We start from the raw sequence: 25,122 nt of genomic DNA, 5'->3' as shown, positions 1-25,122 counted from the left end.
GCCCCTTAATATTGTAATTGCAGTCCAGGCCGGGCCCAGCGGGTCTTTACCAGACGCCCGGTACCCGACAGGGTCAGATATGCGTCCTGCCGGTCGGAGCCGCCGAACGCAATGTTTGTGGTAAAGATATCGTCGGTGGCGACGAATTCGACCAGCTCTCCCTGCGGCGAAACGACACTGATCCCGCACTCGCCGATCGTTGCAACGCAGATATTGCCCGACGCCTCTACCGCCAGACTGTCGAAGAATTTATAGCCCGCGGGGCGATATAGCGGGATGCCGGGGCCGCCGGGGCCAGCGTCAGGCGCGACCTTGCCAGGGGCGATGATGTTGAACTTCATCAGGCGGCACGTGTACGTCTCGGCGGCATAAAGCGCGTCGCCATCGGGTGACAGGCCGACGCCATTGGGGTTGTTTGACGGGAAGATCACTTCCTCGATCAGGCTGCCGTCTGCCTTGGCGTAAAAAATGCCGACAATGTCGTGGCAGCGTTTGGCATAGTCGACCTTGCCATGATCGGTGAACCAGAAGCCGCCATGGCCGTCGAACACAATGTCGTTGGGGCCGCGCAGCACGACGCCTTGATCGCCCGATTTATAGAGGGTCTCGATCGCGCCAGTGTCGATGTCAATCCGTTCGATGCGGCCGCCCGAATAATCCTCAGCGATGCCGTGCGGGGCGAGGTAGCCATCCGATTCGACATAGTTGAAGCCGCCGTTGTTGCAGCAGTAAAGCTTGCCGTCGGGGCCGATCGCGAGGCCGTTGGGGCCGCCGCCGGGGGTCGCAATGACCTGCTTTTTCCCGCCAGGCCAGCAGCGCGTGATCCGCCCCGCCTCGATCTCGACGACGATGACGCTGCCGTCGTCCATCACCACCGGGGCTTCGGGAAAGCGCAATCCGTCGGCGATCAATTCGAACTCGGCCATCCTCGACTCCCCTTGCTTGTCCACATTGGCTGTGCTTTGCGGCCATCATGCCCGTTCGTTCGCTGTTCGCCACAACTTTCTACGAAGCCGACATCGGCACCCCCGACTTGCTCGCCGAACTGGAGGGCAGCGGCCGGATGTTTGCCAAGGAAGATGGCGCGGGGCGCGCGTGGAGCCGGGATCATGGCTATGCGGGCTATACCAGCTATGCGAGCCTGAACGATCTGCCCGAGCGTGATCCAGCGTTCCATGACCTCAAGCGCCTGTTGGACAAGGAAGTGAAGGCGTTTGCCAAGGCGGCGCATTTCGACCTCGCCAAGCCGCTCAAGCTCGACAGCCTGTGGGTCAATGTCCTGAAACCGGGCGGCACCCACAGCGGTCATATCCACCCCCACAGCATCGTGTCGGGGACGTTCTACGTCGCGGTCCCGCCAGGATCGGGTGCGCTGAAACTCGAAGATCCGCGCCTCGCGATGCTGATGGCGGCGCCCGGCCGCAGCGACGATGCGCCCGAGCATCTGCTGCCTTTCGTCTATGCCGAGCCCGCTGCAGGGCGGGTGTTCCTGTGGGAAAGCTGGCTGCGCCACGAAGTGATGCCGCACAGTGGTAAGGGCGAGCGGATCAGCATCAGCTTTAACTATCGCTGAGGGCGACTATATCATCATCGCCATTGCGAGGAGCCAAGCGACGCGGCAATTCAGTGTGGGTGTAAGCCGCCTTGGATTGCCTCGCTTCGCTCGCAATGACGACGCTCCAGAATGAAAGTCCTTCAATGACCGCCACCTACGACGCCGACCTCCAGCTCTTCATCAACGGCGCCTGGCGGAGCGGCGAGGGGCGAGAAGGGCGGCCCGTCTATAACCCTGCGACCGCGGGCACGATTGGCGAACTGCCGATCGCGACCGCTGCCGACCTCGACGAGGCGCTCGCTGCGGCGGAGCGGGGCTGGCCAGTGTGGCGCGCCAAGAGCTTCGACGAACGCGGGGCGTTGATGCACAAGGCGGCAGCCCTCATCCGCGAACGCATCGAACATATCGCGACGCTGCTGACGCTCGAACAGGGCAAGCCGATCGCCGAAGCCCGCGGCGAAGTGCTGTCGGCGGCGGGGCTGTTCGATTATTTTGCCGAGCAGGGCAAGCGCATCGAGGGGCGTGTGCTTCAGCGGCCTGCTGGCCAGCGAACGATGGTGCTGCGCCAGCCGGTCGGTCCGGTTGCGGGGTTCAGCCCCTGGAACTTCCCGGTCAACCTGATGGTCAAAAAGATCGCCCCGGCACTCGCCGCGGGCTGCGTCGTCATCGCCAAGGCGCCCGAGGAAACCCCGGGCTGCACCAGCGCAGTCATGCGCTGCATCGCCGACGCCGGCATCCCTGGTGACGTCGTCCAGCTCGTTTATGGTGACCCGGACATGATCAGCCGCCATCTTCTCGCCAGTCCGGTGATCCGCAAGGTCAGCTTCACCGGATCGACCGCGGTCGGCAAACATCTGATGAAACTGGCCGCCGACCGCGTCCAGCGGATCACGATGGAATTAGGCGGTCATGCCCCCGTGCTGATTTTCGACGATTGCGACCTCGAAGCCACGCTCGACAAGGTGGTCTGGCAGAAATTCCGCAACGCCGGGCAGGTGTGCATCTCGCCAACGCGCTTTTATGTTCAGCAGGGGATTTACGACGCGTTCGTCGAGGGCTTTGCCGAACGGACCGCGAAGGTCAAGATCGGCAGCGGGCTCGACGCCGATACCCAGATGGGACCGCTCGCCAACGCGCGTCGCGCGCCAGCGCTTGAGGCGTTGATCGCCGACGCAACCGCTAAAGGCGCGCGCGTTATCGCGGGGGGCGCGGCGACGGGTGACGGCTATTTCTTTCTGCCGACGGCAATCGCGGACGTCCCGCTGGATGCCGATGCGATGAACCATGAGCCATTCGGACCCATGGCGCTGATCCGCCCGTTCGGGACCGAGGATGAGGCGTTGGAGCAGGCCAACCGGCTACCCTACGGCCTCGCCGCCTTCGCTTTCACCGAGAATGGTCGCCGCATCAACCGGATCGCCGATGGTATCGAAAGCGGGATGGTCGGGATAAACAACTTTGTCATCTCGACCCTCGACACGCCGTTCGGCGGGATCAAGGAATCGGGCTTCGGAAGCGAGAGCGGGCCGGAAGGACTGGATGGGTATCTGGTGACCAAGGCGGTGCATATTTGTTGACGCTATTGATCCACCTTGTGGCGTAGAGATGGCGAGAGGGATCACTGGCAAATCGCGTGGTGGAGGGGCGGCGGCGGCAGCGCCAAAGGCCCTCAATCAGCGCTTCGCGCTGCCACCTCCCCATCGCTGCGCGACAGGGAGGATTATATTTCAATTGCGCTCCAGCACCACGAAATCCCTGCCCATCGGCGCCAGATGCGCGCCGCTGTCGACGAAAATCGTCTGCCCGGTCACCGCTTCGGCGCGCGCGAGATAGACGACGGCGTCGCCGATCTGTACCGGAGTTGGCAGCGTCCCCAGGAGCATACGCCCCGCGAGCCGCTCGACCTGAGCTGGCGAATAATTGTCGGTTGCCAGCGTCAGCCCCGGAGCGACGGCGTTGACCCGCGCGCGGCTGCCAAAGGCGACCGCAAGCGTTTGCGTCGCCTGCCACAGCGCCGATTTCGACAGGCTATAGGCGAGCTGATCGGGCACTGGATGGGCGACGCGTTGATCGACGATATTGACGATCGCGGGACGCGCGCCGTCGCTTGCGGCGACGAGCGCTTTCGCCAGCATTACCGGCGCATGATGGTTTACCTGCATCATCTGGGCGAGCACCGTTGCAGACAGGTCGGCCCACTCCCCCTCAGCGAAAAGTGCGGCGTTGTTGACGAGCAAGTCGGGGGCGCGACCGAATTTTGCGATGACCGCCGGGATCAAGCCATCGACTGCGACGGGATCGCTCAAGTCGGCGGCGAAGCGGTGGCTGAGCGCGCCCGTTTCGGCCAGCGCATCGGCGAGCACCGCGTCGGCATCGCCCGGACTGCGCTTGTGGATCGCCAACATATAGCCTTCGCGCGCCAGCCGCGCCGAAATCGCGGCGCCGACGCGGTGGAGCCCGCCCGTGACGAGAGCGAGCTTCTGCGTCACTTGCGCGCCCGCCGCATCGTGATGCCGATCGCTTCGCCGTCCTCGGCGATCGCGAGCTTGATGATCTTCACCTCGACCTCCTCGACCTTGTCATCCTGCAGGAATAGCGTGTCGATAATATGGTCGGCGACACTTTCGATCAGCACGAAATGGACATCCTTGGGAATGCCCTCGGTCGCCGCGAATTTCAGGTGCATGTAATTTTTGGATGCGCTCAATGGCGTCATGGGATCATAGTGATCGGCCATGGTCAGCCGCGCGCGAACCCCGATGCGCAGCGGTTGCGGCAGGTGCGTTTCTTCGGAATAAATGCCGGTCAGCACCTGGGCGATCAGCCCGTCCACCTCCAGCCACAATGTATCGGTCACAAGAAATCCTGTTTCTGCCGCGGCGACATTCGGCTTTGCAATGTCGGCCTCGGACCCTAAAGCGCCGCCGCATTAGCGAAAGGGCGCGCGTTGGTCGAGTTACTTCCATTGTCGGACATCGAACCGCAGGCGGTCGAGGATCTCCTCGACGCCGCTTTCGGGGCCGATCGCTTTGGACGAACCGCGTACCGCATCCGCGTTGGCGCGGAGGCGGTTGCGGCGCTGAGCTTTGCCCTGGTCGACGATGGCGTGTTGATCGGCACGATCCAGTGCTGGCCGGTCGCGCATCGCGACGCCAGCGGTACCGCGACGCCGCTGTTGATGGTCGGACCGGTCGCGGTGCGCCCCGACCTCCAGCGCGGCGGGCATGGCCGGGTGCTGATGGCGCATATGCTGGCGGCGGCGGAAAGCGAGGCCGACGGCGCGCTGATGATGATTGGTGACCCGGAATATTATGGGCGCTTTTTCCATTTCGATGCCGACGCGACCGCGGCGTGGGATCTGCCGGGCCCGTTTGAGCGGCAGCGGCTGCTGGCGCGCGCGATCAACGGGCATGACCTGCCGACCGAGGCGGGGATGATCGGGCCGAGATAACGCCGTCGCTCCCGCGAAAGCGGGGCCGCCGCCGGTTCACGCGGCGAAGCTGGTTCGGGTTACCCGTAGCCCCGTCTTCGCGGGGGGCGACGTGATGGGGTTGCACCCACCGCCGCGCCCCCTATGTCGGTCCCATGGTAACGCCCGCGCCCTCACTCCCCAAGGACTTCGCGCAACTCTCGCTCACTGAAGCCGCCGAACTGCTCGCGGCGCGCAAGCTGCCGCCGGTCGACCAATGGCATCCGGAGCGCAGCGGCGACAGCTTTATGGAAATCCGCGCCGATGGCAGCTGGTATCATGAGGGCGGGCGGATCAACCGGCCCGCAATGGTCAAGCTGTTCTCGACCATCCTGCGCCGCGAGGCTGATGGCAGCCACGTCCTCGTCACCCCCGCCGAGAAGCTGAGCATCGCGGTCGAGGATACCCCTTTCCGCGCCGTCGAGATGAAGACCGACAGCGAAGGCACCGCGCGCCGGCTCGTCTTTCGACTCGATACCGACGATCTGGTCATGGCGGGCGCCGACCATCCGCTGAGCTTTGGCAGCGACGCCGACAGTCCCGACCCGCGGCTGCACGTTCGCGGTACAATCGGCAATGGGTTAGAGGCGCGGGTCGATCGCGCGCTCTATTATGAGATCGTCGAAATGGCGCTTGCTGACGGTAGCGATTCCCCCGCGATCTGGTCGAACGGCGCGCGATTTCCATTGGTGGATCGCTGATGCTGTCGGTAAAATTGCGCGCCGCGCTCGACAATCTGCTGCCCGATGCGGGGGAGGATGAGGCGTATCTCGGCACCCCGACCTTGCGCGATGCCGCGGTGCTGATCGCCTTTACCGACCGTCCCGACCCCGGCGTCATCCTGACCCAGCGCCCGCAATGGTTGCGCAGCCACGCGGGGCAGGTGGCCTTTCCGGGCGGAAAGATCGACCCCGACGACCGCGACGCGATCGACGCCGCGCTGCGCGAGGCCGAGGAGGAGATCGGGCTCAGCCCGCGCGACGTGACGGTGGCGGGGGTGAGCGAACCCTATCGGTCGGGCAGCGGTTATATCATCACCCCGGTGCTCGGCGTCATCCCGCCGGATCTGCCGCTCGATCCCAATCCCGACGAGGTCGAGGACTGGTTCGAGGTGCCGCTCGACATCCTGTTTGATCCCGCCAATTATGCGCGCCAGCAGGCGCATTGGCAGGGTCAGGACCGGCATTATTATGACATGGACTGGCAGGGACGGCGGATCTGGGGCGTGACGGCGGGGATCATCATCAATCTGGCGCGGCGGATGCCGACGGGCTGGCACCGGTGACGGCATTGCCCGACGCCGAATGGCGCGTGCGGCCCGGGCTGCACCGCATCTCTGCAGCGCTCAACGCTGACGGCGGAGCGGTCAAGATCGTGGGCGGCGCCGTGCGCGACACGTTGCTGGGCCTCGCCGCCACTGACATCGATCTCGCGACGACGCTCGTGCCGCAGGAGGTGACGCGGCGACTGGAGGCAGCAGACATCAAGGTGATCCCGACCGGCATCGCGCACGGCACCGTCACTGCCATCGCCAGCGGCGACCATCATGAGATTACGACGCTCCGCCATGATCTCGAAACTGACGGGCGCCGCGCGATGGTCGCCTTTGCCAGCGATTGGCGCGACGATGCGGCGCGGCGAGATTTCACGATCAACGCACTCTACGCCGATCCCGAAACGGGCGCGGTCGACGATTTTTTCGGCGGGATCGATGATCTCAACGCGGGCTGTGTGCGCTTTATTGGTGATGCGGCGACGCGGATTGCCGAGGATCATCTGCGCATCCTGCGCTTCTACCGCTTCGCGGCGCGCTTCGGGCGCGGCGCGCTCGACGCGGTCAGCCATGCGGCGGTGATTGCGGCGCGCCAGTCGCTCAAAAGCCTGTCGCGCGAGCGGATCGCCGACGAGCTGACGAAGATTTTGGCACTGCCCGATCCGCGCGCGATCGTCGCCCAGATGGCAGCGGACGGCATCTTTGCGGTGATGCTGCCCGAACTCGATCCGGGTTGTTCCGTGACGCTCGACCGACTGCTCGCGAATGAGCAGGCGGCGGGGGTGGCGGCTGCGGCGTACCGCCGTCTTGCGGCGCTGCTTCCTGCCGATCCCGCGCGCGCCGAACAGGTGGCCAGCCGCCTGCGGTTATCGACGCGGCAGCGCAAATATCTGGCGGCCGTGGCAGGGCATCGCGACGATGTGGCGCGGCCGATCCGGCAGCTTGCGCATGCGATCGGGGTCGATACGGCGCGCGACGTGCATCTGATCGCGGGCAAGGCCGCTGCGGTGCGCGACCTGGCGGGATGGGAGGTGCCGCAACTGCCGGTCAAAGGCGGCGACATCGTCGCGCGCGGGATCGCGGTCGGGCCAGAGGTTGCGCGCATCCTGAAGGACGTCGAGGCGGCGTGGGTCGCCGAGGATTTCCCCGACGCCGACCGTGTCGCCGAACTGGTCGATCAGAAGATCGGGCGCACCAGCGACTGACGCCAGAAATCGAGCGCCGCAGCGCCTTCCAGCGGCCGTGCAAACAAATAGCCCTGCCCGAAATCGCAGCCGAGCGCCGACAGCAGCCGCGCCTGGTCGGCGGTCTCGACCCCTTCAGCGGTGGTTTTCATTCCCAGCACTTCGGCGAGGCTCTGGATCGTGCGGACGATCGCGACCTTGTCGCGGTCGTCGACCATATGTTCGACAAAGCTGCGATCTATCTTGAGCACGTCGAGCGGCAGGCGCTGCAGATAGGCGAGGTTCGAATAGCCGGTGCCGAAATCGTCCATCGCGACGCGCGCGTCGAGCGCCTTCAACTCGCTGAGTACCGACAAGGCAAGGTCGGGATCGCCGATAATCGCGCTTTCGGTAAGTTCGATCATCAATCGCTCGCCGCCGATCTTGTGCTTTGCGAGCGCGCCTCGCACCACCGCCGCCACATCGTCGCGTAGCAGCTGGATCGCCGACACATTGACCGAGACATAGCAATCGACCGTCTTGCCGTCGTTCGCCTTGTCCCAATCGGCGAGCACCGCCGCGGCCTTGCCGATCGCCCACTGGCCGAGCGGCACGATCAGGCCCGAATCCTCAGCAATCGGGATGAATTCGCTGGGCGAAATCGAATGCCCATCCTGCTTGTCCCAGCGCGCGAGCGCTTCGAACCCGGCGACCTTGCCGGTCGCCAGCTCGATCAGGGGCTGGAACGCGAGGTGAAGCCGGTCTTCCTCAATCGCGTTGCGCAGTTCGGTTTCGAGCCCGAAGCGATTGTCCGACAACATCGCGGATTCGGGTTCGTAAATTTCGATGCGGTCGGTCTGCTTGGCGCGCTTCAGCGCGATCTGGGCATGGCGGATCTGGTCGGCGACATCGGCTTCGGTCGCAGGCTGGATTGCACAGCCAAGCGCGCAATCGACGCTGACCTTGAGCTCGCCGATGCGGAACGGATGGTCAAAACAGCCGCGGATGCGACGTGCCATTTCGCGCACATCGGCGCGCCCGCCTGCAACGCGGGTCGAAATCGCAAATTCGTCGCCGCCGGTGCGCGCCAAGATGTCGCCGCTGCGCAGGCTCGATTTCAGCCGCCGTGCGACGGTGATGATCAGTTCGTCGCCCGCCATCGGGCCGATATGTTCGTTGATGCGGCTGAAGCGCGCGAGGTCGAGAAGCAGGACGGCATGATCAGCGCCGATGCCGTCGGTGACGCCGCGCTGTTCGACCATTTCTTCGAAGCCGGCGCGGTTGGGCAGCCCGGTCAGGCTGTCCGACACCAGCTCGCGGCGCAGATTGCGCTCGGTCATCATTTCCTGGGTGCGGTCGATAAGCGTCAACAGGAACAGGCTTTCGTCGCCCGATTCGGTTGGCAGCGGCCCTATCGATCCGCGCAGATCGCGCGCGGCGACGCCATCCCCCAGCTGACAGCTGAATTCTTGCGTGTCGGCGGGTGATTGCGCCGCGCGTTCGATCGCGCGCAACAGCTGTATCGGGGCGTCGGCGCCGACGGGTGACAGGCTCAGCCGGTCGAACGCCGCGTTACTGGCGTGCAGGCGAAAATTGCCGCGCGCGAGCGGGCGGATCAGCGCCGCTGGCACCGGGAGCGCGTCGATCCAGCCGACGAACAGCAAGGGCCGGTCTTCACCGGTTCGATCAAGTGGCATAACAGCGGGTTTTGTGCGACCTTTCCCCATTGGCCATGACCTAAGGGGCCGAGAGTAAAGAAGCGATTTACGGCAAAGTGAAAATGCGGTCAGCCGAAGCGATTGTTCCGGGGGAAGCCGGTCGGTGGCATCCGCCCCGCAGCGCCGCGCGCGACGCGCCAAGGGACAAGGTCGGTCTCGGTCCGCGTCCGCCCCGTATCGCCGCCCATCGCCCAGCTTAGCCCGTCGGCGAAGGCGAAGCTGACCGCGTCGGACAGTCCGCCATCCCGATAGCGTTGCAGCATGACGCCCTGACCACGTGCCATCACCGGCACTTCGTTGATCGGAAACACGACCAGCTTGCGATTTTCGCCGACCACCGCGACACTGTCGTCACTGGCAGCGATCGGCCGCACGACAGCAAGCTGGGCGCCGGTCTTGAGGTTGACGACGTTGCGGCCCTTGCGCGTTTCAGCGACCACCTCTGCCATTTGCGCGATAAACCCATGCCCGCTTGACGAGGCGAGCAGCAGTCGGCCGTCGGCGCTCGCCGGAATCATCGCGGCGATCCGTGCCTCGGGGTCGATGTCGACCATAAGCCGCAGAGGTTCGCCGAACCCGCGACCACCGGGCAACTTATCGGCGCCGATGGTAAAGAACCGCCCGTCGCTCGCCGCGATCAGCAGCTTGTCAGTGGTCTGGGCGTGCGCGGCGAACAGCAGTTCGTCGCCTTCCTTGAACTTGAATTCGGCCCACTGGTCGGCGGCGACATGGCCGCGCTGGGCTCGAATCCAGCCGCGTTTCGACAGGATCACCGTCACCGGCTCCTTCTCGATCATCGCATCAAGCGGAATGTCACGTGCCGGCGCGGCTTCGGATATTGTCGTGCGTCGCGCGCCGAGCAACGTGTCGAGGCCGTACACCGTGCGCAGCTTTTCCAGATCCTTGCGCAGCCTGGTGCGCTGGCGCTGAGGGCTTTCGACCAGTTTGACCAGCTCCTCGCGCTCGGCGGTGAGGTCCGCCTGCTCGCGCTTAAGCTCCATTTCCTCCAGCTTGCGTAAGCTGCGCAGCCGCATGTTCAATATCGCTTCGGCCTGCCGGTCAGTCAGGATGAATTCTGCGATCATTACCGGCTTGGGTTCATCCTCGGTGCGGATGATCTCGATGATCCGGTCGAGGTTGAGGAAGGCGATGATGTAACCCGCAACCAGCTCCAACCGGTCGTCGATCTTGGCAATGCGGTGCTGCGCGCGGCGGACCAGCACGACGATCTGATGCTGCAGCCATTCGGTGAGCAGCTGGTGCAGTCCCATCACTTTCGGCGTGCGTGTCGCGTCGAGCACGTTGAGGTTAAGCGCGAAGCGGCTCTCAAGGTCGGTCAGCCGGTACAGGCTTTCCTTCAGGATCTCGGGGTCGACGTTGCGGCTCTTGGGTTCGATGACGATGCGCAGATCTTCGGCGCTTTCGTCGCGCACATCCTCGAGGATCGGCAGTTTTTTGTCAGCGATCAACTGCGCGATCTGCTCGATCAGCTTGCCCTTGGCGACCCCATAGGGAATCTCGCTGATCACCAGCTGCCAAGTGCCGCCGGGCAACTTCTCAATCCCGCTGTCTTCCCACACGCTGTCGGCCTTGCCGATCGAAAAACGCGCGCGGACGCGGAAACCGCCGCGGCCGGTGGCATAGGCGTGGGCGATCGTCTCGGCGCTGTCGACGACGATGCCGCCGGTCGGGAAATCGGGGCCTTTGACATGCTCGAGAAGTTCGGACAGCTCGGCCTGCGGGTTCTCGATCAGCAGCAGCGCGGCGCCGATCACCTCGGCGGCGTTATGCGGCGGGATGTTCGTCGCCATGCCGACCGCGATCCCGCTCGCGCCATTGGCGAGCAGGTTGGGGAACAGCCCCGGCATGATTTCAGGTTCTTCATCCTCGCCATTATAGGTCGGTTTGAAATCGACCGTACCTTCGTCAAGACCCTGCATCAGATCGACCGCGACGCGTGTCAGCCGCGCTTCGGTGTAGCGATAGGCGGCGGCATTATCGCCGTCGATATTGCCGAAATTGCCTTGGCCGTCGACGAGCGGGTAACGCAGCGAGAAATCCTGCGCGAGGCGGACCATCGCGTCGTAAACCGCGACGTCGCCATGGGGGTGGAATTTGCCGATGACGTCGCCGACGACGCGCGCCGATTTCTTGTAACCCTGCGACGGATCGAGCCGCATCGCGCGCATCGCCCACAAGAGGCGGCGGTGGACGGGCTTCAAGCCGTCGCGCAGATCGGGCAGCGAGCGCGCGGTGATTGTCGACAGCGCATAGACCAGATAGCGTTCGGACAGCGCGCTGCCGAACGGCGTGTCGGTCATGCCGGGGACGGGTTCTGGATTGTCGGGATCGTCGGTGGTGGTCGCCATGGTCGCGGCGCGATAGCAAGGCTGGCGCGCCAAGGCAAAGGCTTGCGTTAGTGTTGAGCGACACTAGCTTGTGCGAACAATCTCAAGAGGGACGACATTTTGAACGAAACCACTGGCGCCGTTCGCAAAAGTGTCTGGTCGCGCGCCAAAGAGATGGCGGAGCAGGCACCGCCGGAACGAAATCGCTATGTCGATTTCCTCCGCGCTCTGTCGATCCTCGCGGTCGTCGTCGGGCATTGGCTGGTCGCTGCGCCCTATATGAAGGATGGCGCGGTCGAGGGCGGGCACCTGCTCGGTATCTTGCCGTGGACGCAGTGGCTGACCTGGGGGTTTCAGGTGATGCCGCTGTTCTTCCTTGTTGGCGGGTTTTCGAACGGCATGTCGTGGGCGGCGACGCTGCGAAAAGGCGGCAGTTATGACAGCTGGTACAGCGGACGGCTGCAGCGGCTGATCAACCCGGTGCTACCGCTGTTCCTGATCTGGACGATCGTTGCCCTGTTCGGCACGATGTTGGGTATCGAGCGCGGCGTGGTTGCGATGGCGGCGCAACTGGCGCTGATCCCGGTGTGGTTCCTCGCGGTGTATCTGATGGTCGCGGCGGTGGTGCCGCTGACATGGAGGGCTTGGAAGCGCTGGGGGTTCGCATCCTTCTGGATGTTTGTCGCGGCCGCAGTCGCGATCGATGTCGTATCGCTACGCTTCGATGTCCCTCACGTAAATTTCCTCAACTTCGCGTTCGTCTGGCTGGCGATCCACCAGCTCGGCTTTGCCTGGAGCGAAGGGAGGCTGGCGCCGGGCAGGGCGCTGCCGTGGGGCTTCGGCGGACTGCTTGCGCTCGGTCTCCTCGTCGGCCTTGGACCTTATCCGGTCGCCATGATTGGCGTGCCGGGGAGCGGGCTCAGCAATTCGATGCCGCCGACGCTGGCCTTGCTTGCGTTGGGCATTGCCCAAAGCGGTTTCGCGCTTGCGCTGGAACCAGTGGGGCGGCGGATGCTCGAAAATTTACGCCTCTGGACCGCGGTGGTGCTCGTCAACGGAATGATCATGACGATCTATCTGTGGCACCTCACCGCGTTTGTGCTCGTGATGATCGCGGCATGGCTGCTCGGCGGGATCGGCCTCGGCGTCGCTCCGGGCAGCGCGGCGTGGTGGCTCACCCGGCCGATCTGGTTCGCCCTCTATATCGTGACGCTCTTTCCGCTGATCATGGCTTTTGCGCGCCACGAGCGCGCGAGCGGCAGCGGCAGGTCGGTCCCGCACTGGCGGCTGATCGTCGGGCTGCTGCTCATCTGCGCGGGGCTCGGCGCCACGGCGGCGATCAGCATTGCGAGCCCCGAAGGTGTGACCGGGGTGCGGCTATGGCTCGTCGCGCTGCCGTTCGTCGGCGCAGCGGTTGCGCAGTTCGGGCCGGTGCATCGGTTGGCAGGGCCGGACCGGTGAGGCGTCGGTTGGCGTCGATTGGGGCGGTCTGAAATAAGGAGCGGCATCCGGCCGATCCTCCCCATCGCTTCGCGGCAGGGAAGATCGATGTCCGCAGCGGTCATTGCCAGTTCGTTCCAGTGGTCGGCTCAGCGACGGCTAATCCGCATAGGCCTTCACCAGATCGAACATATAGTCGCGCCCAACATAAACCGATTTCACTTCCATCCGTTCGTTGAGGCCATGGACGCCATTTCCGTCCGGGTCGCCCCACAAGCCAGGGATGCCATAGGTCGGGATGCCGACCGCACCCAGGAAGGTCGCGTCTGTATAGCCATTCGCCATCGACGGAATGACCTTCGGCCCCGGCCAATATTTTGCGACCAGTTTTTCCATCGGCCCGATGATCTTGGGATCGAGCGGTGGTGCGGGCGGGGCGGGGCGTTTGGGAGGCAGCTGGGTGATGGTGACGCCGGGGTCGCCGATCACCTTCGCCAGCTCGTCCTTGATCGATTCGATGCTGTGCCCCGGAAAGATGCGGCAGTTGATATTGGTCCCGGCGCGCTGCGGCAGCGCGTTGGCGGCGTGGCCACCGTCGAGCAAGGTCGCGACGCAGGTGGTCCGCAAATTGCTGTGCAGAAACGGATCCTTGTTGACGATCGCCTCGGCATCCTTGTCATCGTTGTTCTTGGCGAGCGCGACCATCGCGGCGCCGGTCGCATCGCCGCGCACCGCGCCCGCCTCGGCAAAGAAGCGCCGCGTCGTGGCGGTCATTTCGAGCGGAAAGCGATACTCCTCGATCTTTGTCACCGCGCGCGCGAGCTGGTAGATCGCGTTGGCGGGGACCGGCGCCGAGCTGTGACCGCCGGGGTTGCGCGTTTCGAGGCGGAAGTTGGCGAAGGTCTTTTCGCCGACCTGCACAGACTGGCCGATCACCTTGCCTTTCCCGTCGCTGTCGCCGCCGCCGCCCTCGTTAAGCGCAAATTCGGCGTCGATCAGGTCGCGCTTGTTCGCCGCCAGCCATTCGATGCCGTTGAACGCGCCATTGGTTTCCTCGCCGCAGCTCAGCGTCATCTTGACGGTGCGTTTGGGCTTGTACCCCGCCTTCTGGAAGCGGATCAGCGTGTCGACCCACACCGCCGCCTGAGCCTTGTCGTCGGCGGCGCCCCGGCCATAGAAATAGCCATTCTCCTCGACCATCACGAATGGGTCGCGCTCCCAATCCTCGCGCTTCGCCTCGACGACGTCGATATGCGCGATCAACAGGATCGGTTTTGCACTCTTCGAGGTGCCAGGATAGACGGCGACAAGGCCGCCCTCCTTCGGCTTTTCGGGGGTCGCGAACAGGGTCAGCTGGGCGTCCCGGATCCCTGCCGCTTTCAATCGCGCCGCCATGCGCTCGGCGGCCAGCGTGCAACTGCCCGATGACAGCGTCGTGTTGGTTTCGACCAGTTCCTTGTAGATTTCACGAAACGCCAGCTGGTCGGGGCGCGGTGCCGGGTAGGCGGCGAGCGCGGGCGTGCTCACCGTCAGCGTGGACAACAGCAGCGCAGCCAGCATTTTCATCGTATTTCCCTCTCTGGTTCGGCCGACGAAGGGAGCAGAAAGCGCCGCGGGCCGCAACCCGTCATCGCGCCCCCTTGCGAAGCCCCGATCTTTCGCGCAAGCCGTGCGCCGGGTAGAGGAGACGGCGTGACGACGATTAGCGATGTTCCACCGGGGCCGGTGGCGCGGATGGTGCGGCGATTGCTGCTGGCGATGTATCGGGCGCGCGGTTGGCGCGCATTGGGACAGGTGCCCGAACCACGGCGCTTCATCCTGATCGCGGCGCCGCACACCAGCAACTGGGATTTCGTCAATTTCCTCGGCCTCACCGCCGACCTGGGGCTGCGCGCACATTTCATGGGCAAATTGTCGCTGTTCCGCTGGCCGCTCGGCGGCTTCATGAAGCAGATGGGCGGGGTGCCGGTCGATCGCCGCGGCGGCGGCAATGTCGTCGAGCAGATGGTCGCCGAATTCGCGCGCCGCGCCGAATTCATGCTGACCGTCGCGCCCGAAGGGACACGCGGCAAGACGACGAAATGGCGCACGGGTTTTTATCAGATCGCGCTGGCGGCAAAGGTGCCGATGGTCGTCGGATTCATGGACTATGGCACCAAGACCGGCGGCCTCGGCCCGCTGATCTGGCCCAGCGGCGATTTTCGCGCCGATATGCTCAAGGTGCTCGAGGTGTATCGCACCTGCGTCCCCAAAATTCCTGACCGCGCGGTGCGCTCGATCGATGATATTGTCGGCGACGACGAACCTGAGATGGAGATGTGCGCATGACCGACCTGCTGTTGCTGCTGGCACTTAATTTCGCCGGATTGCTTGGGGTGACCCTGATTCTGTGGGCGATCTCGGTGGCGATCCGCGACGTGTCGTTCATCGATGCCTTCTGGGCTTTCGGCATGGTGCTGCTGGCATGGGGTGCGGCGTGGCAGGCGGGATCGGACGCGCTGCATGCCAAATTGCTGCTCGGCCTCACCAGCCTGTGGGGGCTGCGGCTGGCGATCCATCTGGGGCTGCGCTGGGTCAAGCATGGCGAAGATCCGCGCTATACCAAGATCCTGTCGCGCACGATCGAAACAAAAAAGTGGAGCTGGGCCAAGGCGGCGTTGCTCACCGTTTTCCTGACCCAAGCGCCGTTGCTGTTAGTCACCTGCCTGCCGGCGCAGATCGGCATCTGGGCGAGCGGCGGCGCGGCGGCGAGCGGCGTCGGCCTCCTCGCCGCTATCGGCGTCGTTGCGGCGCTGATCGGCATCGCGTTCGAGACGATCGGGGATGCGCAGCTCGATGCGTTTCGCAAGAATCCCGCGAACCAGGGGCAGGTGCTCGACACCGGGCTGTGGCGCTACACGCGCCATCCCAATTATTTCGGCGACGCACTGACATGGTGGGGGCTGTGGCTGATCGCCGCCGACATCGGGCCGTGGGTCGCGCTGGCCAGCGTGATCGGGCCGGTGTTCCTGACCTTCACCCTCACCAAATGGTCGGGCAAGGCGCTGCTCGAAAAAGGGCTGCACAAGACGCGGCCCGACTATGCCGCCTATGTCGCGCGAACCTCCGGATTCATTCCATGGCCGCCAAAGACCAAGGTTTAGGCGGTGCGGCGCTGGCCGCCGACGCCAGCGCCCTCGGCGACGCCCCGCGCATCCGCGCGATCCTGACCGATGCCGCGCGCGAAGGCCGCGCGGTCAGCTACTCCGAACTGCTCGGCGACCTGGGGTTTCGCTTCACCCGACCCAAGATGCGCGCCGTGTGCAAGACCTTGGCCGAGGTCGACCGGCTGTGCGCGCTCGACGGCGAACCCGATCTCGCGGTGCTGGTGGTGCGGGAATCGGATCGGCTGCCGGGGCAGGGTTGGTGGGTCGGCGGTATTGCGCTGCTGCTCGGCTATGACGGGCCGTGGGAGGGCGCCGCGGCGGCGCGGTTTATCCGCGAGCAGCAGCAGGCGGTGTTTGATTATTGGGAGGGGCGGTAGGGCCGCGCTGATCGCGTGAACCCACGGTCGCAGATTCGCGCTGGCGACGTCGGCCGCCATCAGCTTCTCGTCGAAACCCACAATCGTATCTTCGATAAATCCAGGATCGTCGATCGTTTGAAGAGAAGCCTGCAAACCCAAGCCTGTCACATGCAACAGTTCTTCGCCGAGATATTGGAAATGACTCGTGAGCAAATTGCAATGCCGAACGATAATCTCAATTCCAGTTTCAGATCGAAGAAGCGCATAATTTGGCGACCAAAAATCATCCGCTACTGCATTTTGCATTTCTTTGGCGTCCTTTAAGATTTGGAGCCAAGGATCGTCAGGAAGTTTGAACTTCGTTCGGAGGCGGTGGGACAATTGACCAAAGTCCCCTTTGCGCATTTTCGCGGTGTAGGATTTGAATCGGTCCGGACCGGCATTCCCGGCCCGCTTTGCCGCTTCAACCTCTAGACCGCCGAGAGTTTCACGCATCAAGTGTTCGCAGGCTGCAATACGCGCGGTCACTTTACCAAGGGCAGTGAATGCCGGGGTCGGCGCTGGCATTCCAGCGCCGTCTTTCCTGTTTCACATCGGCTACTTCTTCAACCCGATCTCGCGCAGACGTTCCTGCAGATACGCATCCGCCGTAATCGGCGTCGGATACAGGTTCGGATGCGCCTCATCGATGCAGCTTTCGAGCGTCTCGATCGGATAGTCCGAACGGAAGTGCAGGAAGAACGGCATCGAGTAACGCGCCACGCTCGCCCGGCCCGCGTCGGGGTTGCGGACGCGGTGGGTGGTGGAGGGGAGCCTGTTGTTGGTCAGCCGCTGGAGCATGTCGCCGACATTGACCGCCATCGCACCCGGCGGCGGGCTGACCGGGAGCCAGCTGCCATCCTTGTCGAGGATTTCGAGGCCTGCTTCTTCGGCGCCGAGCAGCAGCGTGATCGTGTTGATATCCTCATGTGCCTCGGCACGGATGCCTTTTGCGGGCGCTTCGACGGGGGGGTAGTGGAGCAGGCGCATCACGCTGTTGCCGTCGAGCACCGTGTCGTCGAAGAAATCGGGCGCGAGGCCGAGGTAGCGGGCGATGCCCGACAGCAATTGCCCGCCGACGCGGTCGAACTCGGCGAACAATTTGTCATAAACGGCGCGAAATCCGTCGACCTCGGAGGGCCAGACATTGTTTGGCTGCTGCGCGGCGAGGCGGTGTCCGGCGGGCAGGTCGCGGCCGACGTGCCAGAATTCCTTGAGGTCGACTTCCTTAGCGCCCTTGGCGATCTCGGTCCCGAACGGCGTGTAGCCGCGCGCGCCGCCGCCGCCGGGGATGTGATAGGCGCGCTTGGTGTCTTCGGGCAGCGCGAAGAAGGCTTTCGCTTTGTCCCAGGCATCGTCGATCAGCGCCGGGTCGATGCCATGATCGGTGATCATCGCAAAGCCGAAGCGTTCGAACGAGGCGCCGAAATTGCGGGCGAACTCGTCGGCGGGAAGCGACATCGAAATGGTGGGAACAGCGGCGGTCATATCATCATCCATTTTGGGGCGGCGCTTGGGCGACCGCGACTCTGTTCCCGCATGTAGGGGTGTCGGCGGGGCAGGGAAAGAGGCTCGCTCTTTTCAAACCGCCGATGCTTGCTAAGAGAGCGGCATGGCAAAATCATATTGGCTGATGAAATCCGAACCCGACGCCTATCCGTGGGAGCAGCTGTTGCGCGAAGGCACCGGCATCTGGGACGGGGTGCGCAACCACACTGCCAAGCTCAATCTGAAAGCGATGCAGATCGGTGACGAAGCGTTGTTTTACCACAGCAATATCGGGAAGGAATGCGTCGGGATCATGCGCGTCACCGAAACGGCGTTCCCCGACCCGACCGCTGACGAAGGCGCGCCGTGGGTCGTGGTGCGCGTCGAACCGGTGCGAGCGTTGACGCATCCGGTGACGCTGGCGGCGATCAAGGCCGATCCGAAGCTCGCCGACATGGATTTGATCCGCCAGTCGCGGCTCTCAGTCGGGCGCGTGACGCCTGAGGAGTGGAAGCATATTTTGAAGAAGTCGGAAAAAGCGGAGGGCTAAACCCTGTCGTCATTGCGAGCGAAGCGAAGCAATCCGGAGGCGGACTCGCGCTGCTCTGGATTGCCGCGTCGCCTTCGGCTTCTCGCAATGACGGCCGATTGATACGACCGATTAGCGCAGCTTCACCTGCAAATGCTTCGCCACCGACGGATGCAATGGATCGACGAACTCGCACCCATAGCTGTTGCCGTCGGCGCGGCGCACGACCGCTTCGAGCGGCTGCAACCCGGGCAGATTGACCCAGATATGCTTGCCGATCTGCGGGCGGAAAAAGGTGACCATGCGAAAGCCGGTCGACGACAGGTCGAACAATTCAACGTCAAAGGGGTTCAGCCCCGGCTCGCGATAGCGCGCGCGCCCTTTCACGGGTGCCCGTTCGGCGCGGCGGCCGGTGACGGCGGGTCGTTTGGTTTCGATGATGCGATTGCCCAGCACTGCTTTGGTCCCAGTCCTATATGTTCATTTCCACGCTTCTAGCGCGTCGGTGGTTACCTCGAAGTGAAGAGACATGGTGAATTTTGCCTACATTGGCGGCGTGTCTGCGACCGTCATCAATTGGCCGGGAAAGGGGGCGGCAAGCGCTAGCGCGTCGCGCCATTCACCGCTCAGCCAGGTGGCATGCTGGTCGGGGTGCAGGATCACCGGCATCGCATGCGGCTGATACTGGCCGACCAGCCAGTTGGGATCGGTGGCGAGCATTGCAAAACAGGGCCAGTCCTCGCCCTGACGGTGAATGCCGGCAAAGGCAAAGATCGGCAGCGACGGCACCGAAAACCAGCGCTGGCGGCGCGCACCCTCCAGTCCCGACCACTCGGCAAAGGCGGTGGCGGGGATCAGGCAACGCAGTTCGGCGTGGCGCAGCGTCCCGATCCAGAACGGGCTTTGCAGGTTGCGGACATGCGTCACCGGCCGGTCGCCGCGCGGCGGGGGCGGCACGCCCCACAGCTTTGGGCGCAGGAAACGGCGCGCGCCGCCGCGGCCGTCGCTGACGATCACCGGCGCGGGCCGACCGGTGGCGACATAATCGCCGGTCCATGGGTCTTCGCCCGCCTCGGCAGCAAACGCCGCGGCGATCGCGGCGGCGGGAGCGTCGAGACGGTAAAGACTTGTCATCGTGAGCGTTTCAGTCGGACCCGCGCACCCGTCCACGTCCGGCCTTGACGCTGCTGCGCGCTTTCTTGCTGTCGACACGGCGCGCTTTGGCGGCCTTGCTCGGCTTGGTCTTGATCCGGCGTTCGGGGCGCACCAGCGCAGCGTCGATCAGCGCCGACAGCCGCTCGCGCGCATCGGCGCGGTTGCCTTCCTGGGTCCGATATCGGCGCGCCAGAATGATTAGCTCGCCGTCGGTCGTCATCCGGCTGCCCGCGAGTGTTTTCAAGCGCTTGAAGGTTTCGAGATCGAGCCCCAGCGCATAGACATTGACGCGCAGCTGGCACGCGGTCGCGACCTTGTTGACATTCTGCCCGCCCGGTCCCGTCCCGGCGAGAAACTTTTCCGAAATCGCGCTTTCGGAGATCTCAGCCACGCGTTGGTTCCGCTCCCTCCGGCGCAGCAAAGCCCAAGGCGACGAAGGCGTCGGGGAACGGCGCTTCGGCGATTACTGACGGCTTGACGTCACGTTTTACGACCAGCCGTTCGGCGTGGAGCAGCGTGCGCGTCTTCGTCCCACCACGGCCATAGATGGGGTCGCCGACGAGTGCGAAGCCCAGCCCTTCGTGCGCGTGGACGCGGATCTGGTGGGTGCGGCCGGTTTCGGGGCGAAAGCGCAGCAGGCTGCGGCCATCGACCACGGCCAGCTTTTCCCAATGCGAAATCGACGGCTTGCCTTTCGGATCGCCGACCATCCGCCAGCCATCCTCTGCGCTCGACACCTTGTTCAGCGGCAGGTTGATCGTGCCGCTGTCGGCGTCGGGTACGCCGTCGACGATCGCCAGATATTGCTTTTCGACCTCGCGGTCCTCGAATGCGCGGGTGAAGCGGCCATGCGCCTTGGGATTGCGCGCGAGCAGAAGGCAGCCCGAGGTGTCGCGGTCGAGCCGGTGCACCGCAGTTGAGCAGGTCGAGATGATTCGCAAGGCTGATGCTGCCGTCGCGCGGGGCGTCGACCGGGAGGCCAGCGGGCTTGTCGATGACGAGGGCCTCGCCATCGAGGAACAGGACACGGTCTGAAAGGAGCATGGCGCGCTATAGGCGGGCTGGCGTTCAGTCGAAAGCGTAAACGTCCATCGCGAGCAAGCCATAAGTGGTACTGTGGTGCAGTCTCTCAGCATGGAACTGCTTCCCGCCCGCGCCCATGGCGGCGAACAGCGGCAGGATATGGTCGGGGGTCGGGTGATTGTCGGCACCGTGCGGCGCGCGTTCGACGCAATGCAGCACATCGTCGACGGCGCCCGCCGCCATGCGATCGGCCATCCAGTCGGTGAAGCCGGTGACCCATGTCGGCGCAGGGGCGTCGATCGGGAGGCGCTCGGAAAACAGCGCGCGCAAATTGTGCGTGATGCTGCCCGACCCGATAATCAGCACGCCGTCATCGCGGAGTGGCGTCAGCGCCTGACCGCGCGCGAAATGCCATTCGGGTGGCGCGTTCGCTGCGATCGACAGCTGAACGACCGGAATGTCGGCTTGCGGATACATCAGCGACAGCGGCACCCACGCGCCATGGTCGAGCCCGCGGTCGGGATCGGCGGTCACGGCGACCCCATGGTCGGCGAGCAGGCCGACGATGCGGTGCGCTAGCGCCGGATCGCCCGGCGCGGGGTAGCGCATCGCGAACAGTTCGTCCGGAAAGCCGCCGAAGTCGTGGATCGTCGGCGGCGCAGGCGAAGCGGTCACCGCGGAGCGGCCGCCTTGATACGCCGCGTCATGATGCGCCGACACGACCAGAATGGCGCGCGGGCGCGGGAAGAGGCTACCCAGCCCGGCGAGGAAATCCCGCGCCGGGCTGGGTTCGAGCGCCATCATCGGCGAACCGTGCGAAAGGAACAGGCTCGGCAGAAGGCGCTTCGACATGTCAGGCGACCTGCTTCAGTTCATCAATGGCGGCGGTCGCGCGTGTCACCGCTTCACCGTCCATCATCTGCTGGCCCGCCTCGATCACAGTGACATCGGTGATCCCGACGAAACCGAGGACGTGGCGGAGGTATCCGGTGGCGAAATCATAGTCGCTGCCGACCGGCACGCCGCCCGATGCGACGACCAGATAGGCCTTTTTGCCTTTGAGCAGCCCTTCGGGGCCGGTTTCGGTGTAGCGGAAGGTGCGGCGGGCGCGGGCGATCTGGTCGACCCACGCCTTGAGCGCGGCGGGGATGGCGAAATTGTAAACCGGAACCCCGATGACAATCGTGTCGGCGGCCTCGAGTTCGGCGATCAGCTCATCCGAATGGGCGAGCACGGCGCGCTGGTCGTCACTGCGGTCGGCATCGTCGGTAAAATTGGCACCGACCCAGCTTTCGGTCAGCAGCGCGGGCGGGGTGAGCGCGAGGTCGCGGCGGGTGACGGCGCTGCCATAGCCCTGTTCGACGAGGCGGGTGACGAGCTGGTCGGCGAGTTGACGGGTGGTCGAACCGCTGTGGCGGGCCGAGGCGTCGATGCGAAGAATATGGGACATGTGATGACTCCTTTGGTTTGGATTGGGAGCGATGGGGAGGTGCCGCGAGCCGGGGGAACTCGCGGCACCAGGGTGGACCGCCGCCTCAAGGGAGGGGACAAGACGGCGGCCCGTGGGCGTCGTCATAGACTGTCGACGAGCACCAGTTCGGCGTCGTCGATGGCCTCGACGGTGATCATCCCGACATCGCGCAACGCGATGCCGTCGCGCGGATCGGCTTCCGTGCCGTTGACCCGAACGCGTCCTTTAGCGGCGACCAGATAGGCATGGCGCCCAGCTTCGAGGTCGTAGGAGATGCTCTCCCCCGCATTCACCGTCGCCGCCGCGACGCGAGCATTGGCGCGGATCGGCAGCGCGTCGATGTCGCTTTCGATCCCGCTTGCCAGCGTCACAAACTGGCCCGAACGGTTATGCTTGGGAAACTGGCGTGCGCCCCAGCCGGGGTTTCCACCATCACGGTCAGGCATGATCCAGATCTGGAACAATGTTGTTTCCTCGTCCTCAAGGTTGAACTCGCTGTGCGTCACGCCGGTCCCGGCGCTCATCACCTGGACGTCGCCCGCAGCGGTACGGCCCTGATTGCCCATGCTGTCGCGGTGGGTGATCGCGCCGGTGCGGACATAGGTGATGATTTCCATGTCGCGGTGGGGGTGCGGGGGGAAACCCGACTGCGCCGCAATGGCGTCGTCGTTCCAGACGCGCAACGCGCCCCACCCCATGCGATCGCGGTCATGGTAATCGGCAAAGGAAAAATGGTGGCGGGCGTCGAGCCAGCCGTGGTCGGCGTGGCCGAGCGTGTCGAATTTGCGAATGTCGATCATTGCCTTGTCCTTTCCGTCGCGCCGTTGCTGAATGCCCGGCGGGCTGCTGTGTTGAGGACAAGATAGGGTTTGGGATCGTTTCTGAAATAGCGTAGATGGAAATGTATCGTTTCCGTTTTGACGGCAATCTATGTCGTTCGATCCGTTCGCCCTGAGCTTGTCGAACGGCTCTTCTGTCTGCGGGCAGTCGCAAGAAGAAGGACGGTGCTTCGACAAGCTCAGCACGAACGGAGTGAGAGCGGGAAGGTTTGATGTTGCTACCCGATTATGAAGGCTGGGCCTGTTTCGCCGCCGTTGCCGACAGCGGCAGCTTTACCGCCGCTGCAGCGTCCCTCGGGATGTCAAAGGCGAGCGTGTCAAAGGCCGTGACGCGCCTTGAAACATCGCTCGGCATTGCGTTGCTCCATCGCAGTTCGCGCACCGTTACTGTCTCGACCGCTGGCGCCGGGTTACTCGGAGAGGCGCATGCGATGGTGGCGGCGGCGACCGCGGCGACCGAGGCGGCGCGGGGCGACCGCGTCGATCTCGCCGGACCGATCCGGCTGGCGGCGCCAATGAGCTTTGGGATCAAGGTGCTCGGCGGGCCACTTGCCGCGTTTCTCGCGATGCACCCCGCTGTCGAGATCGAGGTGATGCTGAGCGATGCGCGCCACAACCTGATTGCTGAGGGCATCGACCTGGGCCTGCGCATCGCGAGCATGGAGGATTCGAGCCTGCTCGCGCGGACGATCGCGCCGGTTGCGGCATCGGTGATCGCCAGCCCCGCTTATCTGGAACAGCGCGGGACGCCGCGCCATCCGCTCGATCTCGGATCGCATCGGTTGATCGGTTACGGGCACCGCGAGCGCTCTTTGCCGCTGCACTTCCGTCGCGACGGTGAGGAAGCGACGGTGATCCCGACCGGGCCGCTGTTCACCAACAATGGCGACATCATGATCCCGCTGCTGATTGCGGGCGGCGGTATTGCGGTGCTGCCCGACTTCATCGCAGAGGAGGCGCTGGCGTCGGGGGCGCTCGTTCGGATCCTTAACGACTGGTCGATCCCGCAGGCCTATCTGCACCTGTTGTCGCCGCCGTCACGGTTGCGCCCGGCGCGAGTGCGGGCGCTGGCCGACCATCTGGTCGAGACGCTGAAGCGGTCGTGCATCGGCCGCGACTCGCGGAGTTCTGCGGGTTAAATCAAAATTAACCTTTTCCCTTCATTAGTTTCGTGGTTAATGTTCCGGCAGTCCGCAACAGGGGTCGGTCGGTGGCATCGCAGGATGGTCATGCGGTCGAAAATGCAGGGCTATCGTGGGAAACAATCAAGGGGTGCCCAATGCGCGTATTGCTGATCGAGGACGAGCCGACGACCGCCAAGGCGATCGACACGATGCTCACGACCGAAGGCTTCAACGTCTATACCACCGATCTCGGTGAAGAAGGCTTGGATCTGGGCAAGCTCTATGATTACGACATCATTCTGCTCGACCTGAACCTGCCCGACATGCACGGCTATGACGTGCTCAAAAAGCTCCGCACCGCCAAGGTGCAGACGCCGGTGCTGATCCTCTCGGGCATTTCCGAAATGGACAGCAAGGTGCGCTCGTTCGGTTTCGGTGCCGACGATTATGTCACCAAGCCGTTCCACCGTGACGAGCTGGTCGCCCGCATCCATGCGGTCGTCCGCCGGTCGAAAGGTCACAGCCAGAGCGTCATCAAGACGGGCAAGCTGGCGGTCAATCTGGATACCAAGACGGTCGAGGTCGATACGACCCGCGTGCATCTGACCGGCAAGGAATATCAGATGCTCGAGCTGCTTTCGCTCCGCAAGGGCACGACGCTGACCAAGGAAATGTTCCTGAACCACCTTTATGGTGGCATGGATGAACCCGAACTCAAAATCATCGACGTCTTCATCTGCAAACTGCGCAAAAAACTCGCTCTGGCGTGCGAAGGCGAAAATTACATCGAGACGGTCTGGGGCCGCGGTTATGTCCTGCGTGACATCGACGACGAGGGCAATGAGGTGCGCCGCGTCGCCTGACGCTTCGCTTCTCGCCACGAGTTAACCGAGGGAACCCGGCGCGGAGCAATCCGCGCCGGTTTTCTTGTGGGGCTTGGGTTTGCCGATTTTGCCATCGCCCCCGCGAAGGCAGGGCCGTGA

At 64.2% G+C, this 25,122-nt stretch carries 26 protein-coding genes and 1 pseudogene; 13 read left to right on the top strand and 14 right to left on the bottom strand.

All coding sequences use genetic code 11. The annotated features are described in order from the left end of the window. Window positions 1-5 precede the first annotated feature (5 nt). Window positions 6-926, bottom strand: a complete 921-nt coding sequence (locus IPF76_RS00395) for an SMP-30/gluconolactonase/LRE family protein (RefSeq protein WP_293838144.1) — start codon at window positions 924-926, stop codon at window positions 6-8. Window positions 927-973: 47 nt separating this feature from the next. Here IPF76_RS00395 and IPF76_RS00390 point away from each other — a divergent pair, with 47 nt between their 5' ends. Then, on the top strand, window positions 974-1,573 hold the full coding sequence (locus tag IPF76_RS00390; RefSeq protein ID WP_293838141.1) for a TIGR02466 family protein: 600 nt from the start codon (window positions 974-976) through the stop codon (window positions 1,571-1,573). Between the two features lie 125 nt (window positions 1,574-1,698). Beyond that, window positions 1,699-3,132: an NAD-dependent succinate-semialdehyde dehydrogenase gene (locus tag IPF76_RS00385; protein ID WP_293838139.1), complete on the top strand. Its 1,434-nt coding sequence runs from the start codon at window positions 1,699-1,701 to the stop codon at window positions 3,130-3,132. Window positions 3,133-3,282: 150 nt separating this feature from the next. Here IPF76_RS00385 and IPF76_RS00380 read toward each other — a convergent pair whose 3' ends face one another. Together IPF76_RS00380 and IPF76_RS00375 are read right to left on the bottom strand one after the other, a co-directional pair. Further along, the gene (locus IPF76_RS00380; protein WP_293838136.1) at window positions 3,283-4,044 is read right to left on the bottom strand and encodes an SDR family oxidoreductase; all 762 of its coding nucleotides are present in this window, start codon (window positions 4,042-4,044) and stop codon (window positions 3,283-3,285) included. After that, window positions 4,041-4,412: a dihydroneopterin aldolase gene (locus IPF76_RS00375; RefSeq protein ID WP_293838133.1), complete on the bottom strand. Its 372-nt coding sequence runs from the start codon at window positions 4,410-4,412 to the stop codon at window positions 4,041-4,043. The genes IPF76_RS00380 and IPF76_RS00375 overlap by 4 nt, the downstream gene beginning before the upstream one ends. Before the next feature lie 90 nt (window positions 4,413-4,502). Between IPF76_RS00375 and IPF76_RS00370 the strand changes: the two genes are divergently transcribed. The 4 genes from IPF76_RS00370 (at window position 4,503) to IPF76_RS00355 (ending at window position 7,502) form a co-directional block, all read left to right on the top strand. After that, window positions 4,503-5,006, top strand: coding sequence for an N-acetyltransferase (locus IPF76_RS00370; RefSeq protein WP_293838130.1), 504 nt, complete (start codon window positions 4,503-4,505; stop codon window positions 5,004-5,006). A 134-nt stretch (window positions 5,007-5,140) separates the two neighbouring features. Continuing rightward, window positions 5,141-5,725 (top strand): DUF1285 domain-containing protein, encoded by a 585-nt coding sequence (locus tag IPF76_RS00365; RefSeq protein WP_293838127.1) that lies wholly within the window; start codon window positions 5,141-5,143, stop codon window positions 5,723-5,725. Continuing rightward, a complete protein-coding gene (locus IPF76_RS00360; protein WP_293838124.1) occupies window positions 5,725-6,309 on the top strand; it encodes a CoA pyrophosphatase in 585 nt (194 codons plus the stop codon). The genes IPF76_RS00365 and IPF76_RS00360 overlap by 1 nt, the downstream gene beginning before the upstream one ends. Then, window positions 6,306-7,502, top strand: coding sequence for a CCA tRNA nucleotidyltransferase (locus IPF76_RS00355; protein WP_293838121.1), 1,197 nt, complete (start codon window positions 6,306-6,308; stop codon window positions 7,500-7,502). Before IPF76_RS00360 ends, IPF76_RS00355 begins: the two co-directional genes overlap by 4 nt. On the opposite strand, the gene IPF76_RS00350 is transcribed toward IPF76_RS00355, so the two are convergent. Beyond that, window positions 7,475-9,157: a bifunctional diguanylate cyclase/phosphodiesterase gene (locus IPF76_RS00350; RefSeq protein ID WP_293838118.1), complete on the bottom strand. Its 1,683-nt coding sequence runs from the start codon at window positions 9,155-9,157 to the stop codon at window positions 7,475-7,477. The genes IPF76_RS00355 and IPF76_RS00350 overlap by 28 nt on opposite strands. A gap of 89 nt (window positions 9,158-9,246) precedes the next feature. Next, complete coding sequence (gene parC, locus IPF76_RS00345) at window positions 9,247-11,547, bottom strand: DNA topoisomerase IV subunit A (protein WP_293838115.1); 2,301 nt, start codon at window positions 11,545-11,547, stop codon at window positions 9,247-9,249. A 99-nt stretch (window positions 11,548-11,646) separates the two neighbouring features. On the opposite strand from parC, the gene IPF76_RS00340 reads away from it, so the two are divergent. Beyond that, entirely contained in the window at window positions 11,647-12,987 is a 1,341-nt protein-coding gene (locus IPF76_RS00340; protein ID WP_293838112.1) for an acyltransferase, read from the top strand. Between the two features lie 138 nt (window positions 12,988-13,125). Here the strand turns inward: IPF76_RS00340 and IPF76_RS00335 are convergent, their stop codons facing one another. After that, the gene (locus tag IPF76_RS00335; protein ID WP_293838109.1) at window positions 13,126-14,532 is read right to left on the bottom strand and encodes a M20/M25/M40 family metallo-hydrolase; all 1,407 of its coding nucleotides are present in this window, start codon (window positions 14,530-14,532) and stop codon (window positions 13,126-13,128) included. A gap of 126 nt (window positions 14,533-14,658) precedes the next feature. Here IPF76_RS00335 and IPF76_RS00330 point away from each other — a divergent pair, with 126 nt between their 5' ends. Genes IPF76_RS00330 through IPF76_RS00320 form a run of 3 tightly spaced genes read left to right on the top strand, consistent with a single transcriptional unit; the run spans window position 14,659 to window position 16,489 of the window. Then, window positions 14,659-15,294, top strand: a complete 636-nt coding sequence (locus IPF76_RS00330; protein WP_293838106.1) for a lysophospholipid acyltransferase family protein — start codon at window positions 14,659-14,661, stop codon at window positions 15,292-15,294. Beyond that, window positions 15,291-16,109 carry a DUF1295 domain-containing protein gene (locus IPF76_RS00325; RefSeq protein ID WP_293838103.1) on the top strand — a complete coding sequence of 273 codons (819 nt, stop codon included), beginning with the start codon at window positions 15,291-15,293 and terminating at the stop codon, window positions 16,107-16,109. The genes IPF76_RS00330 and IPF76_RS00325 overlap by 4 nt, the downstream gene beginning before the upstream one ends. Continuing rightward, on the top strand, window positions 16,085-16,489 hold the full coding sequence (locus tag IPF76_RS00320; protein WP_293838100.1) for a ribose-phosphate pyrophosphokinase: 405 nt from the start codon (window positions 16,085-16,087) through the stop codon (window positions 16,487-16,489). Before IPF76_RS00325 ends, IPF76_RS00320 begins: the two co-directional genes overlap by 25 nt. A gap of 579 nt (window positions 16,490-17,068) precedes the next feature. On the opposite strand, the gene IPF76_RS00315 is transcribed toward IPF76_RS00320, so the two are convergent. Then, window positions 17,069-17,998, bottom strand: coding sequence for a 2-oxoglutarate and iron-dependent oxygenase domain-containing protein (locus IPF76_RS00315; RefSeq protein ID WP_293838097.1), 930 nt, complete (start codon window positions 17,996-17,998; stop codon window positions 17,069-17,071). Between the two features lie 124 nt (window positions 17,999-18,122). On the opposite strand from IPF76_RS00315, the gene IPF76_RS00310 reads away from it, so the two are divergent. Continuing rightward, entirely contained in the window at window positions 18,123-18,548 is a 426-nt protein-coding gene (locus IPF76_RS00310; protein ID WP_293838094.1) for an EVE domain-containing protein, read from the top strand. Window positions 18,549-18,659: 111 nt separating this feature from the next. On the opposite strand, the gene IPF76_RS00305 is transcribed toward IPF76_RS00310, so the two are convergent. From IPF76_RS00305 to IPF76_RS00275, 7 genes and pseudogenes are all read right to left on the bottom strand, one after another. After that, on the bottom strand, window positions 18,660-18,983 hold the full coding sequence (locus IPF76_RS00305) for a PilZ domain-containing protein (protein WP_293838091.1): 324 nt from the start codon (window positions 18,981-18,983) through the stop codon (window positions 18,660-18,662). An 87-nt stretch (window positions 18,984-19,070) separates the two neighbouring features. Beyond that, window positions 19,071-19,661 (bottom strand): SOS response-associated peptidase family protein, encoded by a 591-nt coding sequence (locus IPF76_RS00300; protein ID WP_293838088.1) that lies wholly within the window; start codon window positions 19,659-19,661, stop codon window positions 19,071-19,073. A gap of 10 nt (window positions 19,662-19,671) precedes the next feature. Next, entirely contained in the window at window positions 19,672-20,073 is a 402-nt protein-coding gene (gene arfB / locus IPF76_RS00295) for an alternative ribosome rescue aminoacyl-tRNA hydrolase ArfB (protein WP_293838086.1), read from the bottom strand. Continuing rightward, window positions 20,066-20,726: pseudogene (locus IPF76_RS00290) on the bottom strand (RNA pseudouridine synthase). The gene arfB and the pseudogene IPF76_RS00290 overlap by 8 nt, the downstream one beginning before the upstream one ends. Window positions 20,727-20,750: 24 nt before the next feature. Next, a complete protein-coding gene (locus IPF76_RS00285; RefSeq protein ID WP_293838083.1) occupies window positions 20,751-21,557 on the bottom strand; it encodes a class III extradiol ring-cleavage dioxygenase in 807 nt (268 codons plus the stop codon). 1 nt (window position 21,558) lies between these two features. Continuing rightward, window positions 21,559-22,155, bottom strand: a complete 597-nt coding sequence (locus IPF76_RS00280; protein WP_293838080.1) for an NAD(P)H-dependent oxidoreductase — start codon at window positions 22,153-22,155, stop codon at window positions 21,559-21,561. Between the two features lie 122 nt (window positions 22,156-22,277). Beyond that, window positions 22,278-22,976 (bottom strand): pirin family protein, encoded by a 699-nt coding sequence (locus IPF76_RS00275; protein ID WP_293838077.1) that lies wholly within the window; start codon window positions 22,974-22,976, stop codon window positions 22,278-22,280. 251 nt (window positions 22,977-23,227) lie between these two features. Here IPF76_RS00275 and IPF76_RS00270 point away from each other — a divergent pair, with 251 nt between their 5' ends. Together IPF76_RS00270 and ctrA are read left to right on the top strand one after the other, a co-directional pair. Beyond that, entirely contained in the window at window positions 23,228-24,154 is a 927-nt protein-coding gene (locus IPF76_RS00270; protein WP_293838074.1) for a LysR family transcriptional regulator, read from the top strand. 140 nt (window positions 24,155-24,294) lie between these two features. Further along, window positions 24,295-25,002, top strand: coding sequence for a response regulator transcription factor CtrA (gene ctrA / locus IPF76_RS00265; protein ID WP_088443381.1), 708 nt, complete (start codon window positions 24,295-24,297; stop codon window positions 25,000-25,002). Window positions 25,003-25,122 lie beyond the last annotated feature (120 nt).

The sequence above is a fragment of the Sphingopyxis sp. genome (assembly GCF_016704835.1).
In the GTDB taxonomy this organism is placed as follows: domain Bacteria; phylum Pseudomonadota; class Alphaproteobacteria; order Sphingomonadales; family Sphingomonadaceae; genus Sphingopyxis.
Note: the sequence above shows the minus strand (reverse complement) of the source record. Positions and strands in the feature narration are given on the sequence as shown.